The organism is Dawidia cretensis (genome assembly GCF_018598175.1).
In the GTDB taxonomy this organism is placed as follows: Bacteria; Bacteroidota; Bacteroidia; order Cytophagales; family Cyclobacteriaceae; genus Ohtaekwangia; species Ohtaekwangia cretensis.
Map to the genome: position 1 here is coordinate 1 of NZ_JAHESE010000239.1, position 246 is coordinate 246.

At 28.9% G+C, this 246-nt stretch carries 1 protein-coding gene; it reads right to left on the reverse strand.

From position 1 onward, the window contains the following. A partial coding sequence (locus KK062_RS31335; protein ID WP_254088145.1) for a cupin domain-containing protein occupies positions 1–246 on the reverse strand: 246 nt, incomplete at both ends.

Sequence of the window (246 nt, forward strand, 5' to 3'; positions counted from 1 at the left end):
GATATATAGTGATTTGCTTTCGGTCTAAAGTAAAAACTCTCTCCTTTTTTTACTTTATTTTTCTTTTCGCCTATATGGACATATATTGAACCTGCTAATACATATCCAAATTCTTCACCTTCATGTGGCTTTTCTTCTTTATACTGTCCTCCTGGATACAATGTTATTATTATTGGCTCCATTTCATTTTTTTGTGAATTTGGAATTAACCACTTTAATTTATATTTTAAATCTACATCTTCAGTT